15 protein-coding genes are annotated in these 16,360 nt (G+C 60.2%); 10 read left to right on the forward strand and 5 right to left on the reverse strand.

Annotated features, from left to right (window positions below):
- Window positions 1-176 precede the first annotated feature (176 nt).
- Window positions 177-1,115, forward strand: a complete 939-nt coding sequence (locus EFR00_RS18100) for an IS110 family RNA-guided transposase (protein ID WP_077992921.1) — start codon at window positions 177-179, stop codon at window positions 1,113-1,115.
- Window positions 1,116-1,395: 280 nt separating this feature from the next.
- Here the strand turns inward: EFR00_RS18100 and EFR00_RS18105 are convergent, their stop codons facing one another.
- Window positions 1,396-2,616 (reverse strand): aminotransferase-like domain-containing protein, encoded by a 1,221-nt coding sequence (locus EFR00_RS18105; RefSeq protein ID WP_077992923.1) that lies wholly within the window; start codon window positions 2,614-2,616, stop codon window positions 1,396-1,398.
- 318 nt (window positions 2,617-2,934) lie between these two features.
- Here EFR00_RS18105 and EFR00_RS18110 point away from each other — a divergent pair, with 318 nt between their 5' ends.
- The 4 genes from EFR00_RS18110 to EFR00_RS18125 all read left to right on the forward strand — a co-directional run bounded on the left by EFR00_RS18110 (window position 2,935) and on the right by EFR00_RS18125 (window position 5,929).
- On the forward strand, window positions 2,935-4,035 hold the full coding sequence (locus EFR00_RS18110; RefSeq protein WP_077992925.1) for a branched-chain amino acid aminotransferase: 1,101 nt from the start codon (window positions 2,935-2,937) through the stop codon (window positions 4,033-4,035).
- A gap of 83 nt (window positions 4,036-4,118) precedes the next feature.
- The gene (locus tag EFR00_RS18115) at window positions 4,119-4,706 is read left to right on the forward strand and encodes a class I SAM-dependent methyltransferase (protein ID WP_077993087.1); all 588 of its coding nucleotides are present in this window, start codon (window positions 4,119-4,121) and stop codon (window positions 4,704-4,706) included.
- Between the two features lie 189 nt (window positions 4,707-4,895).
- Window positions 4,896-5,159 (forward strand): helix-hairpin-helix domain-containing protein, encoded by a 264-nt coding sequence (locus EFR00_RS34245; RefSeq protein WP_125461983.1) that lies wholly within the window; start codon window positions 4,896-4,898, stop codon window positions 5,157-5,159.
- A gap of 26 nt (window positions 5,160-5,185) precedes the next feature.
- The gene (locus EFR00_RS18125) at window positions 5,186-5,929 is read left to right on the forward strand and encodes a TIGR04290 family methyltransferase (protein ID WP_009997064.1); all 744 of its coding nucleotides are present in this window, start codon (window positions 5,186-5,188) and stop codon (window positions 5,927-5,929) included.
- 28 nt (window positions 5,930-5,957) lie between these two features.
- On the opposite strand, the gene EFR00_RS18130 is transcribed toward EFR00_RS18125, so the two are convergent.
- A complete protein-coding gene (locus EFR00_RS18130) occupies window positions 5,958-7,706 on the reverse strand; it encodes a hypothetical protein (protein ID WP_077992927.1) in 1,749 nt (582 codons plus the stop codon).
- Between the two features lie 141 nt (window positions 7,707-7,847).
- Here EFR00_RS18130 and EFR00_RS18135 point away from each other — a divergent pair, with 141 nt between their 5' ends.
- Genes EFR00_RS18135 through EFR00_RS18145 form a run of 3 tightly spaced genes read left to right on the forward strand, consistent with a single transcriptional unit; the run spans window position 7,848 to window position 10,555 of the window.
- Window positions 7,848-8,951, forward strand: coding sequence for an inositol-3-phosphate synthase (locus tag EFR00_RS18135; RefSeq protein ID WP_077992932.1), 1,104 nt, complete (start codon window positions 7,848-7,850; stop codon window positions 8,949-8,951).
- The gene (locus EFR00_RS18140; protein WP_077992936.1) at window positions 8,948-9,547 is read left to right on the forward strand and encodes a histidine phosphatase family protein; all 600 of its coding nucleotides are present in this window, start codon (window positions 8,948-8,950) and stop codon (window positions 9,545-9,547) included. The genes EFR00_RS18135 and EFR00_RS18140 overlap by 4 nt, the downstream gene beginning before the upstream one ends.
- Window positions 9,548-9,580: 33 nt before the next feature.
- Window positions 9,581-10,555, forward strand: a complete 975-nt coding sequence (locus tag EFR00_RS18145) for a beta-xylosidase (RefSeq protein ID WP_077992938.1) — start codon at window positions 9,581-9,583, stop codon at window positions 10,553-10,555.
- Here the strand turns inward: EFR00_RS18145 and EFR00_RS18150 are convergent.
- Both EFR00_RS18150 and EFR00_RS18155 read right to left on the reverse strand, forming a co-directional pair.
- Window positions 10,529-11,830, reverse strand: a complete 1,302-nt coding sequence (locus EFR00_RS18150) for a Coenzyme F420 hydrogenase/dehydrogenase, beta subunit C-terminal domain (RefSeq protein WP_077992940.1) — start codon at window positions 11,828-11,830, stop codon at window positions 10,529-10,531. The genes EFR00_RS18145 and EFR00_RS18150 overlap by 27 nt on opposite strands.
- Before the next feature lie 115 nt (window positions 11,831-11,945).
- The gene (locus EFR00_RS18155) at window positions 11,946-13,007 is read right to left on the reverse strand and encodes a polysaccharide pyruvyl transferase family protein (protein WP_077992942.1); all 1,062 of its coding nucleotides are present in this window, start codon (window positions 13,005-13,007) and stop codon (window positions 11,946-11,948) included.
- 304 nt (window positions 13,008-13,311) lie between these two features.
- Between EFR00_RS18155 and EFR00_RS18160 the strand changes: the two genes are divergently transcribed.
- Both EFR00_RS18160 and EFR00_RS18165 read left to right on the forward strand, forming a co-directional pair.
- Window positions 13,312-13,989: a winged helix-turn-helix domain-containing protein gene (locus tag EFR00_RS18160; RefSeq protein WP_009996331.1), complete on the forward strand. Its 678-nt coding sequence runs from the start codon at window positions 13,312-13,314 to the stop codon at window positions 13,987-13,989.
- Window positions 13,976-15,370: a sensor histidine kinase gene (locus tag EFR00_RS18165; protein ID WP_077992943.1), complete on the forward strand. Its 1,395-nt coding sequence runs from the start codon at window positions 13,976-13,978 to the stop codon at window positions 15,368-15,370. The genes EFR00_RS18160 and EFR00_RS18165 overlap by 14 nt, the downstream gene beginning before the upstream one ends.
- Here the strand turns inward: EFR00_RS18165 and EFR00_RS18170 are convergent.
- A complete protein-coding gene (locus EFR00_RS18170; RefSeq protein WP_077992944.1) occupies window positions 15,297-16,145 on the reverse strand; it encodes a glycosyltransferase family 25 protein in 849 nt (282 codons plus the stop codon). The two genes, EFR00_RS18165 and EFR00_RS18170, sit on opposite strands and share 74 nt — an antisense overlap.
- Between the last annotated feature and the right edge of the window lie 215 nt (window positions 16,146-16,360).

Here is a 16,360-nt window from a genome sequence, read left to right on the forward strand (position 1 = left end):
AATTTCGTGCGACGGAAGCGATTGAGCCTCTGGCCGGGTGGCCACCCGGCCAGAGGCTTGACGAAGTAGCCCGTCCCCCCTCCGGTTACAACCGTGGATGAGCCTGGGATCTTCGTCATCGTCACGTACGACCGAATAGTCGCTTGGCTCCAATCGCACGCACAAGGCAGGTTACCGTGAACAGAATTATATGTGGAGTGGATGTTTCGAAAGACTGGCTGGATGCGTTCATCCGCCCGTCCGGGACGTTTGAACGGTTCAGCAATGACGCCACCGGCATTGGCGCGCTGGCCGATCTTTGCCGGGCCGAGAATGTCGAGCTCCTCGTCATGGAGGCTTCCGGCGGTTATGAGCGGACGGCCTTCCTGCTGTTGTGGGAATTGGGCATCGCCTGCGCGCTTGCCAATCCGCGCCATGTGCGCCGCTTTGCCGAATCCATGGGCTTTCTGGAAAAGACCGACCGCATCGATGCAGCGATGATCGCCCATTATGCCGAAACCAGGCGGCTGGCTGCCCTGCCGCCGCCGAAAGCCGCGCAGATGCGGCTGTCGGCGCTGATGGCGCGGCTGTCCCAGGTCACGAGTGATCTGACCATCCAGATGCAGCGCCGCAGTGCAGCCCGCGATCAGCAGTGCGAGGCAAGCCTCAACGAGGTGATCGCACTTTTGGTGCGCCAGAGCCGCACCCTCGAAGGCGAGATTGCCTCGATGATAGACGACGATCCGCTCTGGGCCTGTCTCAACCAGGCCTTTCGATCAATCAAGGGCGTGGCCAACCGTACAGTTGCCCGGTTGATGGCCCAACTGCCTGAGATCGGCCAGATCTCCAATAAGGCGATCGCCAAGCTGGCCGGCCTGGCGCCGATTGCCAACGACAGCGGCAAACGCAGCGGACACCGGCCGGTGCGCGGCGGGCGCTCCGGACCACGCGCCATTCTGTTCCTGGTCGGCGCCATCGCAGCCCGACACGATCCGCACCTGGCCGCCTTCCAGCAAAGGTTGCAAAGCGCCGGCAAACCCAAAATGGTCATCCGCATCGCACTCGCCCGAAAACTCCTGGTTATTCTCAATGCAAAAGCACGAGACGCGCGAAGAGAATTCGAATATGCAACTTGACAATCCAGATAGTCGCTCATTCCTGTGCTCGTCACAGGAATCCAGCGTGCCCAAGTCCTTGGGCACGAGAGAAGCCTTCACGCGTAAGAGTCAATCACGGCGCGGCCGCGCCGTGGCTGGATTCCTGTGACGAGCACAGGAATGAGGGACGGTGGTGAATGCCGCTGCGTGACACATCCCTCCTGGCGGAGAAGTGATATCGATAGAAGCGGCGCGCTCCTTCTCTCCTCCCCGGCGGGGAGAAGGGACTCGTGGCAGCGTCTCGCCCTGCCCGCAGCAATCACCCGCCAATCTCATCGGCGATCAGCTTGCCCAACCGGCCAATGCCATCCTCGATCATCTGCTCGTTGGCGCAGGAGAAGCTGAGGCGGAAGGTGTTGGCGCCGGAGCCGTCGGCGAAGAAGGCCTTGCCGGGTACGAAGGCGACCTTGGCGGTTTCGAGCGATTTCGCCAAGAGCTTGGCGCCATCCATGCCATCCGGCAGCGTGATCCAGATGAACATGCCGCCTTCCGGCTTCGTCCAGCTGGTCCCCTCGGGCATATATTTCTCAAGCGCCGCCAGCATGCAGTTGCGCCGATGGCTGTAGGCGGCCTTGATCTTGCCGACCTGCGCATCGAAGCCACGTTCGGCGACATGGCTGATCGCCATCTGGTTTATCGTCGAGGAATGCAGGTCGGCCGCCTGCTTCATCAGCACCAGTTTGCGGATGACCGGCGCATTGGCGACGATGAAGCCGACGCGAAGACCGGGCGCCAGCGTTTTGGAGAAGCTGCCGCAATAGATCGTGCGCGTGTCGTTGATATGGCCCTTCTCGGCAATCTCCAGCGCCAGGATCGGCGGGATCGGCTCACCGTCATAGCGCAGCGACTGATAGGCCGCGTCTTCGATGACGGCGACGTCGAGTTCTTCGGCAAGCGCCAGCACCTGCTTGCGGCCGGCGAGATCGACCGTTTCACCGGTCGGATTGGAGAAATCGGCCGAGAGATAGGCAAACTTCACCTTGCCGCCGGCGGTGGCTGCCGCCGCGCGATAAGATTCCGGCGTCCGGTTGCCGCCTGGCGTCAGCTGGTCATAGGCCGGCTCATAGGCGTTGAAGGCCTGCAGCGCGCCGAGATAGGTCGGCCAGGTGACCAGCGCGGTATCACCAGGCGACAGGAACAGCTTGCCGAGATAATCGAGCCCCTGCTGCGAACCGGAGACGATGAAGATGTTGTCGAGTTCGCAGGGAATGCCGAGGGCCGCCATCTGCTTGGCCAGCCATTCGCGCAGCGGCTTGTAGCCTTCGCTGACCGAATATTGCAGCGCCGAATTGACGGCAGGACCGGCGAAGATATCGGCGTAGGCCTGCTTGAATTCTTGATCCGGAAACAGCGCCGGATCGGGAATGCCGCCGGCAAAGGAGATGATGTCGGGCCGGTCGAGAAGCTTCAGGAGCTCGCGGATTTCGGATGCGCGCATGCGCGACGAGCGCGATGCAAACATGGTGTCCCAGTTCAGCATGGGGTTTCCTCGTATTTTCTATAATACGGCCGACAAACCATGCGGCGGAAATTATGTCAATAATACTGACCTATTTTCTTGTCATGGTGACATGTTGGAGATCTCATATTCCAAAGCGTTGGATGTTCCGGATCTCGCTTGATATTGACCCCATCCGATATCGAAGGCGCTCGGTCCCGGATTTGCTGCTCGACGCCAGCCACATCGAGTGATTATTCCTCTGATCAAAGCCGAAACCGGCTGATTCAGACCTTTCCAAGACCGGCTCGGCGGCGGTAGTGTCGCCGCCACTCTTCAATTTACTATCAAGGTGCAGCAATGACCGTGACGTCGGCCTCTCCGGAAATCAAAATCGAACTCCACAAATCTCCCGTCTCGGACGCCGAACGCATCCAGGCACTGGAGACGCCCGGCTTCGGCAAGCTCTTCACGGATCACATGGTCCTGGCACGATGGACGGCCGAGAAGGGCTGGCACGATGCAAAGGTTACGCCGAGGCGGCCCCTGGAACTCGATCCTGCGAGCGCCGTGCTGCACTACGCGCAGGAGATCTTCGAGGGCATGAAGGCCTACAAGGCGGACGATGGCCGAATTCTGCTCTTTCGGCCTGAAGAGAATGCACGCCGCTTCGCACAGTCGGCAAACCGCATGGCCATGCCTCCCGTGCCCGAAGAACTCTTCCTGAAGGCGGTCGAAGAACTGGTCCGCGTCGACAGGGCCTGGATACCGTCCGGCGATGCCAGCCTGTACCTCCGCCCCTTCATGTTCGCCAACGAGGCGTTTCTCGGCGTTCGTCCGGCTCAGGAATATGTCTTCTGCATCATCGCCTCTCCGGTCGGCGCCTACTTCAAGGGCGGCGCCAAGGCCGTCTCCCTTTGGGTCGAGACCGAATACACCCGCGCGGCCGCCGGCGGCACTGGTGCCGCGAAATGCGGCGGCAACTACGCAGCCAGCCTTGTGGCGCAATCCGAGGCGACGAAGAAGGGTTGCGATCAGGTCGTCTTCCTCGACGCCGCAGAGCATCGCTGGGTCGAAGAACTCGGCGGCATGAACGTCTTCTTCGTGATGAACGATGGATCGGTGGTGACCCCGCCCTTGGGCGGCACGATCCTGCCGGGCATCACCCGCGCCTCCGTGATCGTGCTCGCCGAAGAGCGGGGCTTGCGCGTCGAGCAGCGCCCCTACTCGTTTACCGAATGGCAAGACGACGCTGCCAGCGGCAGGCTCGTCGAAGCCTTCGCTTGCGGCACCGCCGCAGTCCTGGCGGGAATCGGCCTGGTTCGACATGCCGGCGGCGAGTTTCTGATCGGCGACGGACAGACCGGCAAGTTGACCAGCGAACTGCGCCAGCAGCTCGTCAGTCTGCAGAAGGGCGTAACGAACGATGAGCATGGCTGGACGCGCCTCATCGCGACCTGAACTCGCCCGTTCACGCGAACGGCGGCGTCAGCACCGATATGCGGGGCGCCGCTCCAACCAAGATCCCCGAGCGGCCGACCCACATGCCTCCTGACCGTACCTCAGCCTTTTACGAGGAAAACGCCGAGACATACGCCAACCGGGCACGCAGCCTACCAAAACGGCAGCTCGATGCCTTCCTCGCGCGTCTCGCACCGGGTGCGGCAATCCTCGAACTCGGCTGCGGCGGCGGGCAGGACAGCGCCTACATGCTGTCGCGGGGTTTCGACGTGACACCGACCGACGGCTCGGCCGAGCTTGCAAGACAGGCGGAAATGCTGATCGGCAGGCCGGTCAGGGTCATGCTGTTCCAGCAGCTCGACGCCGACAGCGCCTACGACGGCGTCTGGGCGCATGCGAGCCTGCTCCATGTTCCAAGATCCGAGCTCGCCAACGTTTTCGCCCGTGTCCGCCGTGCGCTCAGAACCGACGGCATCCTCCATGCAAGCTTCAAGGCGGGAGAAGCCGAAGGTCATGACGGCTTCGGGCGCTACTACAACTATCCCTCCGTCGATTGGCAGTCGGCGCTTTTGACGGCGAGCGGCTGGCGCAACATCGCCGTCGAGGAAAGCGACGGCGGCGGATATGACGGAAAGCCAACACGCTGGCTGACGGTGAGTGCGCAACGATAGCGGTGAGCCCCAAGTTCGGCCGTTAGCCTGTCAAATGCCGACGTGCTCGTCGTCCGGTCCCGCGGACCGACTTCGCGAAGGGTTTTCGTCCACCGCGGCAAGGGCGTTCCGGATTTTTCTTCTTCAGCGGGAACCGAAAACCATCAAGAGGGTTCGATCACAATCTGACGAACCCGGCTAAAGCTGAACATGCCGCAGGTATCTCAAAAGCGGACGAAGATTGGTGGGAGAGATACCGAAGATCTCTTATTGACCACCTGTCTCCCTGGATGGATCGCCCGTTCCCTCGCCAGAAGTGGAATTCACCGGATGAGCCAACTGGCAGACATGAAGAACGCCGAACTCCTCCAGCTACCGGGGATTGGCCCTCGATCCGTCGAGCAAATACGGTCGGCGATTAGAAGATTCAAACGTAGCCGAACACACGTCTCGGCGAGGCAGTCGAAAGAATAACCGACGCTTACGGATTGGAGCAGGGAATGAACGAGAAGGCTCGACTGGAAAGCGACATCGCAGCCCTGGGCCCATGGTTTCACAATCTGCGAATTAACGGCGTTCAGACCGCGCCCGATCATTTCCTTGGCGACTACCCGTCTTTCAAATGGGCCCACTTTCAGCAGGTTGTGCCTGAAGATCTCCGCGGGTGCAGCGTTCTGGACATCGGCTGCAACGCCGGGTTCTACTCACTTGAAATGAAGAGAAGGAATGCCGGGCGTGTCGTCGGAATCGATTCCGACCCCCGTTATCTCAAGCAAGCCGAGTTCGCTGCCAGACAGATAGGTGAAGATATCGAATTCAAGCTGATGTCGGTCTACGAGGTTCAAAAACTAAAGGAGAGATTCGACCTGGTCCTTTTCATGGGTGTTCTTTATCACCTGCGGCATCCGCTACTGGCGCTCGACCTACTGCATGAGCATGTCGTCGGCGGAAAGATGCTGTTTCAATGCATGCAGCGGGGCGAAGAGGACGTCGCGGCACTCAGCGAAAATTACGACTTCTTCGACACGACGATATTTGAGCAGCGCGGCTTTCCGAAGCTCTATTTTGTGGAAGAACGTTACGCTGGCGATCCCACCAACTGGTTCATTCCGAACAAGGCGGCGGTCGAAGCGATGCTGAGAAGCGCCGGGTTTGTCATTCGTGCCAATCCGGAACGGGAAGTTTATCTGGTGGAACATGGAACCCGCCACCCGATGGCGGAACCGCCTCCGTCGCTTTGCTGACAAAACTCACTCCAAACCACGTCCGCAGTCAGGGTCCAACCAATTCCGACAAGCGGTCTAGGTAACGTTTGATGGTGCTTTCGATGCGCTCCATCTCAGCGCCATCGACGCTGGCTTTCGCCTGCGACCACAGACCTATCTGGAAACCGAGATAACATGCCTCGAAAAACCTCAGTACATCGTCGCACAAATCGCAGTCCGCTTCCCGACCGACGAGATCGGCAAGATGATTGCGTTCCTTGCTCGAGAGTTGAAATTCCACGCAGGCACCCGCGACGTCCCAGGCAATATCCTGGCGGCCAACCAGATCATGGGCCGCATTGTGGTCGAGCGCATCCGTCTTCATGATGCGCCCGGTCGCGGTGGTCAGCCACTCCCATGGGTGAAGCCGGTTGTCCGTATCGACGCGTCGCAATCGTCCGGATAGCCGCTCGGGCGTGCCGATCACGCGCCTCAATTTTTCGGCGGTGTCCGGTCCTGCCGCTTCCCCAACATTGAAAACAGCCATTTCGCGAAGTTTCTGGATCGAGGCGCCGCCGTTTCGTGCCGGGAGATGACGGGCGCGAAAACCGAGGTAACGTCCAAGGTGATCCACGATTCGGCGCCTTCTCGGACCGCTGGTTTCGAGGGCTGTTCCATCCAGCCATTCGTCGACGATAAATCCGTAACAGGTGCCGGCAATCTTCGGAATAAAGCCGGCTTCGCTCAGCAAAGAGCCTCTTCTTGCCTTGTCCACGTCGCTCCCGCAGAGCCCGGCGAACTTGACATGCCAGGCCCCTCCTTCGGCTTCCATCAGGAATTTGCGCTTTTCCATCTGCATATAGCTCGGCGGCCAAAGTGACGGATCGCGATAACGCGCAGCGCGCCATGCGCCGCCTGACAGGTCCCGCCACGACGATCCCGAAACACCGACAACATCGGCCGCCCATGTGTGCAGACGATGTTCTGGGTGTTGGGCCTCGACGAAAAGATCGTCGAAGCTGACGACGTGGCGCGGCCGATCTCGCCAACGGGTCCGATGCGGCGCGCTTGCATGCGGGCCTGGTTCACCTGCGTGGCTCGGGAAAAAATGAAGCCGACCAGATGCCACACCGTTAGCCTGCAGCCAGTCCCCGACGCAGCCGAACGAACTCCCCGACAGCCCCGGCCCTTCATCGACGATGGCAAAATCAGTTTCAGGCTCCGCAAGAATGCGCTTGGAAAGAGCCGGTGTGACGTGCAGGTGCCGCTCGAAGGGGTGGCCAGTTGGCCGCAGCGAATAGGCAGGCTTGGCACCCAAGGCTGCGGAAACCAGGGCCGCGAGCCCGGTCCCGATGCTGCGTATCCCTATGACGACTGTTTTTGGCGTCAGATTTGAGATCGAACCCGCCTCGATATAGCTCTCGGGATACAAGGCATAAAAGGCGTAGCCCTCTGCGCGCTTCATCCGCACCGGCTCGGCGCTGTCTAGAGACTCAAGTTCGGCTGCCCAATCCTCCGGAAAGGACAAAATGCCGGCAAACCCGTTTCGCCATGATTGCATGATCGCGCGTGCTTGCATGAGCAGAAGTTTCGCGCCTGCTTCCTGAAGCTCGGACAGGTCGTCGGCGCCTTTGCTTGCGAATTCCTGATCGGCCAATCCCTGGACCAGTTCTCCAGTCAGGATGAAGGTTCGAACCAGGGTTTCGTGGCGCTGGCGGCTTGGCTGCATTTCGATGCACGCCATCATCAGGCTTGAGATCGATGCGCGTACTGCTGCCGCGCTTTCGATGTGCTCGACATCACCATAGACGAGCATCCGCTCCTTCCTCCTTGCCGCGATGCCTGCCAGAACTGATTGCAGATCGTCAGTCTGAAAAAATCGGAAAGTCCGGGAACCGCTGCGGTTCCCGCTTGTTAGCTTTGTAGATGCCGCAGCAAGCAGCCCCTGGAGGGAGCCATGCGTTCAAAATCCATTCGCGTTGGATTGGTGGGAGTTGGCAATTGCGCCTCGTCATTGGTTCAAGGACTTACCTACTATGATAACGCCCGGGAAAACGAGCCGGTTCCAGGCCTCATGCACATTGATCTCGGTGGATATCACGTGCACGACATTGCGATATCCTCCGCCTTCGATGTCGCGGCTTCAAAGGTTGGGCGTGACGTCGCCGAAGCGATCTACGCCGAGCCAAACAACACCCAACGTTTCGCAGATGTCGCTCCGATTGGGGTCGAGGTGAAACGCGGCAGGACGTTGGATGGGATAGGCAAGTATCTTCAAGATCGGATCGAGGAATCGACCGAGCCTTCAGCGGATGTGGCGGAAATCCTTAGGCAAACCCGGACGGAAGTGCTGGTTTCCTATCTTCCCGTCGGCTCGGAACAGGCGACGAAATGGTACGCCGAACAAGCGCTGGCGGCCGGTTGCGCCTTTATCAATTGCATTCCGGTATTCATAGCCTCCAAACCGGAATGGCAGCAGAAGTTTGCTGCCCGCAAGCTGCCGCTCATCGGCGACGATATCAAAAGCCAGGTTGGCGCCACGATCGTCCACAGAATGCTCGTCAATCTCTTCCGCGAACGGGGCGTCCGTGTGGATCGCACCTATCAGCTCAATTTTGGCGGAAACACCGATTTTCTCAATATGCTAGAGCGCGAGCGGCTGGAATCGAAGAAAATCTCCAAGACCCAGTCGGTCACCAGCCAATTGGATATTCCGATTCCTGATGACGATATCCATGTCGGGCCAAGTGACCACGTCCCATGGCTCACCGATCGGAAATGGGCCTATATTCGTCTCGAGGGTACGACTTTCGGAGGCGTGCCGCTCAATGCGGAGCTCAAGCTCGAGGTGTGGGACTCCCCCAATTCCGCCGGCGTGGTCATCGATGCAATACGCTGCGCGAAACTGGCCCTCGACAGAGGTCTGGGCGGAGCCCTGACAGGACCGTCGAGCTATTTCATGAAATCGCCGCCGCAACAGTTCACCGATCACGAGGCCCGCCGCCGAACGCAGGATTTCATCGATGACCAGGAGGATGTTCTGCGCGGAGCCGCGGAATGACCTCAACGTTTTTCCTGGTACGTCACGCCGCGCACGACAGTGTCGGGAATTTCCTGGCGGGGCGTACAGCTGGTATTGCGCTTGGCGAAGCCGGCCGCGCGCAAGTTCAGCGTCTCGGGCAGAGGCTGAGTCATGGGGACATCGATGAGATCTACACCAGCCCGCGCGAACGAACACGGGAGACGGCAGAAGGTATAGCATCAGCCTGTGGTCTGGCTCTGCCGCAAATAGACGCGGCTTTGGACGAGGTAGACTTTGGCAGCTGGTCCGGCAAGACGTTCGAAGTTCTCAATGACGATCCCCAGTGGCGCCGCTGGAACACCACACGCAGCCTCACCCGCACGCCAGGAGGCGAGACGATGCTGGACGTCCAAACTCGGATTTTCGACCTGATCGAGACTCTGGTCAGCGGCGGTAACGATCGGCGAATAGCCCTGGTGTCCCATGCCGATGTCATCAAGGCGGCTGTCAGTCATGTGCTGGGACTACCGATCGATGCTTGGCCCAGATTCGATATTGCGCCCGCCTCCGTCACGACGGTTGTGATCGGCGACTGGGGTGCAAAAGTGATGACGCTCAACGAAGTGACCTTGTAACCCGTCCGTTAAATCCTGCCACGGGGAAGCCAAATGATCGAAGCTGCAATGATCTGGAACGAGCCGAACAACAAATCGCACTGGGATCCTGAGATCGATCCTGAATGGAGCCTGTTTGCGCAAATGGCAATCCTCGCGGCCGACGCCATCGCAGCCAAAAATCCGGAATTGACGAAGGTGCTCGGCGGAATATCGCCAATCGACCCCTTCTTCATCAGCCGCATGCAAAATTACGGCGTGCTCGATCACCTCGATGCGGTCGCGCTGCATGGTTTCCCCCTCGACTGGAACCTTTGGCAGATTCATGAGTGGCCGGAGAAAATCAACGAAATCCGCGCTGTCACCGATCTGCCGATCTGGGTCAGCGAAGTGGGTGTCTCGACCTTCGGTGCGGAGGAAGTGCAGTTGTGGGGTCTGCAACGAACGGCGGAGTTGCTCAAGGGTAAAGTCGAGCGCTGCCAATGGTACAGCCTCTACGACCTCCCCCGGTCATGGGAGGCAACAACGCGTCATCGCGAAGCCGAAGGCTCCTCCTACTATCGGCATTATTATATGGGCCTTCTGCGCGAAGACGGAACGCCCAAAGCGGCGCTGGAGGAGTTTGCCAAACACACGCCGGATTTCGGGCTGGTGCAGTGGTTCCACTTCGAAGACCCGCGGCTGGATGAGGCCGCTGCCTGGATGAGCCGGTTGGGCGTGAAATCCGTCCGCACCGGGCTTTCCTGGGCGGACCGGTTCCGGCCCAATGCCCTCGATTGGTTCGACCGCCAGATGCGGGCCCTCGAAGACTTCGACGTAACGGTGACATTCTGCTTCACGCCGGAGCATAAAGGTATCGCGCCGCACCATACGAGTGCGCCCCTGGTGCCGGAAGAATTCGCCATGTTCTGCGAGGAAATGGTCGAGCGTTATGCACCGCGCAGGGATAGCGGGTATGTGTCACGCGTTGCCAAGTCAGCCGCCCGATTGCTGGGGTTTGAATCACGATCGTCCCTCGGAGCCGGATAAACCCAAGCTCTGGGCTATCCTGCCAATCGGCCCCCGGGAATAAGCCACTCCCTGATAGCAAGCCAGGGCTGCCCGCGCCCACAGCATGTAAAGTCTGGGGCAATGCAGGAGATTGGCGACTGAAAAGACGCGATGACTCCAAAAGCTGATCCCATAGCGCATGATGTACACCGCCATGCGCTGCCGAGACAGGCCGTGGCTGCCGGCACGGAGGCGTTTGCGCGGGCGCATACCCATACGAGGCCAGCTCAACCGGAATGAGAGACCCTCGCGGCGCTGGCGGAATCCGGCGGCTTGAGTGGCGACAACAAAGTCGGAATCGACGTAAGACAGCGCGATCCTCTTCTCATCGATCCCCGCTTGGACCGCATCTAGAAGTACTTTCGAGCGGACGATCACCACGTTCGTTCCTCTTCCATCAGAGGAGTAGGGCTCCTTCCAAGCATCCCCGAAAGCGATATCGGCCGTTTCTGCAACGACGTCGTCGCAAAAATTGCAGGCGGGATTCTGAAAAAAGCCGGCGCCCCAGTCCCCATCGACCAGATGCCACCAGTCCCGCGCACGCGTCTCTCCGTTTTCGAGGGTCAGTTCGGCCCGATACCAATTCGCCGGACGATCCGGGGCCTTCTTCCTGTAGTCGAGCCGTTTAACCTGCCTGATGTCCTGACCCATCTGCCACGCAAAGCTCTCGGCCATGCGCGCGCTTTTCATATGGCCGCAAAACAGCCCCAGCGTGAAGGCAATTCGCTCCTTCAATATCGGGTCATCGGCGCAGGCCAGTCGCACCGCCTTGATGAAACAGGGAATACCTACCACGGCATACCGCCCGGGCGCCTCGCGAATAGACTGAAGCGCGCCGGAAAGCTCGACGGGATAATATCGAGATTTGGCGCCCGCCTGAAGTCCCTGCAGATTACGTGACAGCGAATAATGAAACAGGCGTCCTTCCGATTGCGGATCATCGCTCTCCTTGACGTGAGCGACACAGTCGACAAGTCCCTGGCGCAGCAATTCAGCCGCCACCCAGGTGACCATGCCCCCGGAGCTGCCGTTCGAACGGTATTCCCCTTCCTCGACATGGCCGACAAAGGCAGCCTCGAAACGACCCAGCAGAGGGTGTCGGTTTTTCGCGCGGAAAAAATATTGGGCCGCCAATTCGTCCTCGTCCCGAGCCTCCGGGGAAAACGGGCAAATTCGGGCAAACTCTTCATCGCGGCCCTGCAACCAAGTCCTGGGGGCCGTGGGCTTCATCTGGCCGTACCGGTCGAGTTCCATCCGCACATCAGGCCGCGCTGACTTGGCAACGCAGGAGCCGCAGCCGATGCAGAGGCCGGAGCCTGTAATATCCTTGGGGGCGATGCCCGGCGTCAGCCGCTTCTGTTGACCGGAGCTATTGCAAGGCATGGCTGAGATAGGCGTTGGACGTATCACGCAAGAAAGATATTCGTCGCGCAATGTCCATAGGAAGTGGGTTGCCGAGGATAGCTTCCACCTGCGACGGGGTCGTATCTTCGGTCAAAACATGATGCTCGGCTCCGACAAGCTGCGTTAGATCGCGAATCTTGTTGGAGCGGTAATCGGAAAGGACACATGCAAACGGCTTCTCGTTGACAAGCGAGAACACGCATCCGTGAAAGAAGTTCGTCACGACGGCCTTCGCTTCGGAAATGAACCTGGCGAAGTCCTCCGGCCCGGCATCAATCCATTGCTCGTTGGCCCATTCGTTCCGATAGCCGATGCTGACAAGCGGATAGCCCCGGTCTTCTGCCCATCGGCGCACCGCATCCTGGAGCCACGTTGGAAAACTGTGCCCGTAGACGGCAATATAGGATGCCGCCTCCCCATCACCTCTGCTCGCGGTCACCATCTGCGGAAATTGCAGACACGGGTCCAGAACGAGTTCTGGCTCCAGCCCCAACCTCTCGCGGATGATCCGCTCCGAATGCAGGTCCCGGACCGAAATGTGGGAAAACTTTCGCAGCTTCTCCGCCCACCCCTGCAACCGCTCCGACGATGTCAGACTTCCAAACGTCGCGGCATAGGAGACAATGCGCCCGCATCGCAGGCCCTCTCCATAGAACACCGGATAGCCGCCATACCAGGGATGACGCAGGTTCCACACCTCGTCGCTGCCGACGACGATCAGCGAATAGTCACCCATTGCGGCTGGATTCTCCAAGGGAAAAGGCGATGAAAGAGGCAAGCTAGCAAAGGAGCGAAAGAATTTTCGGATCTTCGCTTTATAGAGCGGGTAATCTTCCATCGGCGTTGCCGCAGGAAGCAGCGGTTGCAGCGCGCAGCGCCATTCCGCACGGTTCACGCGACTGGACATGTGTTCCAGAAGGACGGCTTCTACTCCCATCGACGCGAGGCCTTCGGCCAGACACCGTGCCTGCCAGTAGGAACCGTAATTTATGCAGCGATGAAAGGTTAGAATTCCGACCTTAGGCATTTGGTCCCTGAAGTGATCGAATGAGGTCCCCTAACCGATCAACTCCAGTTACGTTCCCAACAAACCGAAGGGCACCTCCTGGTTCGAAATCAGATGTCTTCCTGCGCGACAATTCGCATAGAACCGGCAGCGCGACAGTCGCAAAATGATGTGACCACCACCAGCCGGTGTTCGATTGTCGGCCAGACGGCCTCCTCGCAGCCCCTCCAGCGTGCCCCGCCAAACCTTACCAATCGGTATGTTGTGGCCAGGGCATGCCGTCGACTAGGTTTTAGCCTCCACAGTTGCGGGAACGATCAGGCTGATGAAGATCCTGCTTATCGAAGACGACGCCAAGACGTCGGACTATGTCTCCAAGGGCTTTTTCGAGGCGGGCCATGTCTGCGACGTGTTCGCCGATGGGCGCGACAGCCTCTTTCAGGCGCAGCGGGAAGCCTATGACGTCATCGTCGTCGATCGCATGCTGCCGGGTCTCGATGGTCTTGCGATCGTCCGCTCGTTGCGAGCCGCCAAGGTCGGCACGCCGGCGCTGTTTCTGACCTCGATCGGCGGCGTGGACGATCGCGTCGAGGGGCTGGAAGCGGGCGGCGACGACTATTTGGTCAAGCCCTTCGCCTTCTCCGAGCTTCTCGCCCGCGTCAACGCCCTCGGCCGTCGGCCGCCGGTGCAGGAGCAGAAGACCGTCCTGAAGGTCGCCGATCTCGAGCTCGATCTCATCCGGCGCGAGGCCCGCCGCGCCGGGCAGATCATCGAGCTGCAGCCGCGGGAATTCACCCTGCTCGAAGTGCTGATGCGCGGTGAAGGCCGGGTCATCACCAAGACGATGCTGCTGGAGCGGGTCTGGGACTTTCACTTCGACCCGAAGACAAGCGTCGTCGAGACCCATATCAGCCGGCTGAGGGCGAAGGTCGACAAGCCCTTCGAAACGCACCTTCTGCACACCGTCCGCAACACCGGATACAGCCTGCATGCGCCTCGCTAAGCTGCGCAGGAGCACGCCGTTCCGGCTTGCCGTCACCTTCGGCGTCCTCTTCGTCGCCACCTTCATCTTCAGCGGTACGATCATGTACCACATGCTGCGCGCCGGCCTCGAGCGAGACCTGGAACAATCGCTTCACGAGATGAATTCGCTGATCGCCTCGGCCTACCAGCCGCATGATACCGAAGATCTGATCAACACGCTCAATAACTATGCGAGCTTCCAATCGACCTCCGACGGGCTCTACTCGCTGATGGATGCAGGCGGGCGCAAACTTGCCGGCAATTTCGCCGCGCCCCGCATCCCGAACGGAGTCTATACCGTCACGTCGCGAGACGTCGGGCTGAAGGGGCACGAACGTTACCGTATGCAGGTCTCGGCGATCGGTTCCTATACGCTGGTGGTCGCCGAAAATTTCAACGATGTCGACGAAATGCTGAGGATCGTTCTAATCAGCTTCGAATGGGCTGCCGCGGTCGCGGTGGCGACTGCCATCGGCGGCGGCGTCTTCCTGGCATTCCGCGCTCAGGCGAGACTGGACCGGGTTACCAACACCATGAACGACGTCGCCCACGGCGCCCTGCAGGCTCGCATTCCGATCACCGGAAACGGCGACGATCTCGATACGGTGGCAATCCAGATCAATGCGGCCCTCGAAAGGCTCCAGACATTGGTCGAGAGCATGCGGCAGGTGAGCGCCGATATCGCCCACGATCTCAAGACGCCTCTCAACCGGCTGCGCCTGACGCTCGATGCTGCCGTGACGCTCAACGACCGGCAACTGGATGTTTCGGCTCTCCTCGACGAGGCGAGAAGCGAGAGCGACCGGATCAACGCGACCTTCGCAGCACTTCTGCGCATTTCCCAGATCGAGGCCGGCGCCCGCAAGGAGCGTTTCCAGACGACCAACGTCGACGATGTGCTCGCCGTCATTTCCGAGGTCTATGCCGATGTCGCTGAAGACGCCGGCCAGTCTCTCGCAATCGCTGAGCGCTGCTCCGCGCTCATCTGGGGTGATCGCGATCTGCTGACGCAGATGATCGCCAATCTGGTGGAGAACGCCATCAACCACTGCCCCGGCGGAACGGTCATCACGCTGTCCCTTCGCCGGCATGCCGATCGCGCCATATTGTCGGTCGTCGACAGCGGACCGGGCATTCCCGCCGAGGAGCGGGACAAGGTGTTCCGGCGTCTCTACCGCCTCGACAAGAGCCGCACGACGGAAGGCAGCGGCCTCGGCCTCAGCCTGGTCAAGGCGGTCGCCGACCTGCACTCGGCGGAGATCGCCATGGGCGACAACCATCCCGGCCTCACCGTTTCGATAGGCTTCCCGCTGCTGCCGTATCATCTTTCCAGCCCCGCATCCGCAGCGCCGCAAGCCTGACGAAGCGCACCGAGAACCGGCGCACTTCCGCCGCCGCGCGATACGGCAGGACGCTCCATGGCCGGCGGCGGCCAAGGCGGTAGCTCGAGAGCCCTGCCTGTATCTGGGAATGCGGATCTGCCCGCTGGCTAACCGGAACCGGATCGACGAAACAGGCCCGCAGCCCCTCGTCGAATTCTAGATCGAGCGCGAGATCATAGGGCAGCCGCATGGGAACGAGCACATCGGCGATCCAGCCGGCCGCCTTACGATTGATCAAATAAGCGCCCGAGCCCTTCTCGCGGGTGAGCGCGATCGCCAGCGAGCGCGATGCTGTGAGCGGCTCCACCCTATGCTTGCGCCCTGAGTTCACGGTCGAAAGCCGTAAAATATCCCAGGATGCGTGTTGCTCGAGTGCGGCGGCGAGCACCTCGGCGAAATCGTCATCGAAATCGAGATCGTCTTCGAGAATAAGAGCAAATTCGCCGTTGCCGGCAAGAAACCTTCTCGCGCACTCGACATGGCTGAGATAGCAGCCGATCTCGAAAGGATTCGGCGTACGGCCATGCCGGCGCAGATAGGATTGCCCGTCGAAATCGCGGCGCGGCAGGGATATGCCGACCCCGTCGACGGCCGCCACCCGCTCGAAGCTTATGCCGATCTCGGACAGCAGGCGCTCCATGCGAAATCGGCGAAGCTCTGCCCGGTCGAGGTTGATGAGGTAGGTATTGATCCGCAGGCTGACCGGCTGGACTGGCGAAACGATGGTGGCGGCTAGGGTGGCGCGCATATTCATGAGAGCTGGCCTCGACTTGGTGGCTATGATGGCACCAAGCCTGCGCCCGAAAACTCACGGGGACTTCTCGCGAATTATACAATTCCGTAAGGCGTGCCGGCCTCTTGAGGAAGCATGCCGCGGGGGGCCTGATGTGCGAATGAGGGTTCGAGATGGCGGCCGGCCACCGCAAGGCCGAGGATGACGCCGAGTTGAGAATGAGGCCTGTCAAAACA

Origin of the sequence: Rhizobium sophoriradicis (genome assembly GCF_003939025.1) — a bacterium.
Taxonomy (GTDB): Bacteria; Pseudomonadota; Alphaproteobacteria; order Rhizobiales; family Rhizobiaceae; genus Rhizobium; species Rhizobium sophoriradicis.

What these genes read in the sequence shown, in the direction of transcription:
- EFR00_RS18160 (WP_009996331.1), top strand. Translation starts at nt 13,312, where the DNA reads ATGAAGATCCTGCTTATCGAAGACGACGCCAAGACGTCGGACTATGTC.
- EFR00_RS18115 (WP_077993087.1), top strand. Translation starts at nt 4,119, where the DNA reads ATGCCTCCTGACCGTACCTCAGCCTTTTACGAGGAAAACGCCGAGACA.
- EFR00_RS18145 (WP_077992938.1), top strand. Translation starts at nt 9,581, where the DNA reads ATGATCGAAGCTGCAATGATCTGGAACGAGCCGAACAACAAATCGCAC.
- EFR00_RS18135 (WP_077992932.1), top strand. Translation starts at nt 7,848, where the DNA reads ATGCGTTCAAAATCCATTCGCGTTGGATTGGTGGGAGTTGGCAATTGC.
- EFR00_RS18155 (WP_077992942.1), bottom strand. Translation starts at nt 13,007, where the DNA reads ATGCCTAAGGTCGGAATTCTAACCTTTCATCGCTGCATAAATTACGGT.
- EFR00_RS18140 (WP_077992936.1), top strand. Translation starts at nt 8,948, where the DNA reads ATGACCTCAACGTTTTTCCTGGTACGTCACGCCGCGCACGACAGTGTC.
- EFR00_RS18150 (WP_077992940.1), bottom strand. Translation starts at nt 11,830, where the DNA reads ATGGAACTCGACCGGTACGGCCAGATGAAGCCCACGGCCCCCAGGACT.
- EFR00_RS18105 (WP_077992923.1), bottom strand. Translation starts at nt 2,616, where the DNA reads ATGCTGAACTGGGACACCATGTTTGCATCGCGCTCGTCGCGCATGCGC.
- EFR00_RS34245 (WP_125461983.1), top strand. Translation starts at nt 4,896, where the DNA reads ATGCCGCAGGTATCTCAAAAGCGGACGAAGATTGGTGGGAGAGATACC.
- EFR00_RS18165 (WP_077992943.1), top strand. Translation starts at nt 13,976, where the DNA reads ATGCGCCTCGCTAAGCTGCGCAGGAGCACGCCGTTCCGGCTTGCCGTC.
- EFR00_RS18170 (WP_077992944.1), bottom strand. Translation starts at nt 16,145, where the DNA reads ATGAATATGCGCGCCACCCTAGCCGCCACCATCGTTTCGCCAGTCCAG.
- EFR00_RS18110 (WP_077992925.1), top strand. Translation starts at nt 2,935, where the DNA reads ATGACCGTGACGTCGGCCTCTCCGGAAATCAAAATCGAACTCCACAAA.
- EFR00_RS18125 (WP_009997064.1), top strand. Translation starts at nt 5,186, where the DNA reads ATGAACGAGAAGGCTCGACTGGAAAGCGACATCGCAGCCCTGGGCCCA.
- EFR00_RS18130 (WP_077992927.1), bottom strand. Translation starts at nt 7,706, where the DNA reads ATGCTCGTCTATGGTGATGTCGAGCACATCGAAAGCGCGGCAGCAGTA.